Here is a 628-nt window from a genome sequence, read left to right on the forward strand (position 1 = left end):
AACCAACTTCCAGAATATGTATTGAAGTGTAAATCACTCATCGATGAAAGTATGCATCCTAATATTATGAGAAGTCAAATTCATATGCAAAATAGTCAAGAACGAAGATTAAAAGACAAAATTGATCGTTCAGAGGAAATAAAAAGAGATATACGCAAACTTAGTAGCAATCCGGCTAATTTTTCGAAAATAATTGATTTGTTTTGTCAGCTTCATGAGATCTTTCCTAAATCAATTGAATTTTGTTTATTCTTTGTCAAGTTTGTGGCAGTTAATGAAAAACAGTACCAAGGTGAAAATAGTATTCACCTAATGCTCAATCAATGCAATAGAAACCTTAATGAACTTCTCTCCGCTGAAAAGATTAAAAAAATAGGTTATGAAAAAATATATAGTACAGCTTTGGGAAATGTCAATGGTTATAAGAAAACAGCATAGGTTGTTAATTCCCAAGTTTTTATTGTCAATTTTTATTGGCTTAATCTTGATTGGAAAAACTACTCTAGCCATTGCCGAAGAAATTAAAGTCGGGATGCTTGATGATGATGATATTTATTCTTCATTGCAAACTAAAGTCTATCTAAGCGACTTTGAATCAGTATTAAATCTAACCAATTTCACTGCTGGC

Annotated in this window: 2 protein-coding genes; both read left to right on the top strand. The window is 31.1% G+C overall.

Annotated features, from left to right (window positions below; translation table 11 throughout):
* A partial coding sequence (locus M901_RS02935; protein WP_034719886.1) for a hypothetical protein occupies positions 1 to 438 on the top strand: 438 nt, incomplete at its 5' end.
* On the top strand, positions 416 to 628 hold a 213-nt coding region (locus M901_RS17940), incomplete at its 3' end, for a hypothetical protein (RefSeq protein ID WP_232422500.1). The genes M901_RS02935 and M901_RS17940, both read left to right, overlap by 23 nt.

The organism is Bacteriovorax sp. DB6_IX (assembly GCF_000447775.1).
Taxonomy (GTDB): Bacteria; Bdellovibrionota; Bacteriovoracia; order Bacteriovoracales; family Bacteriovoracaceae; genus Halobacteriovorax_A.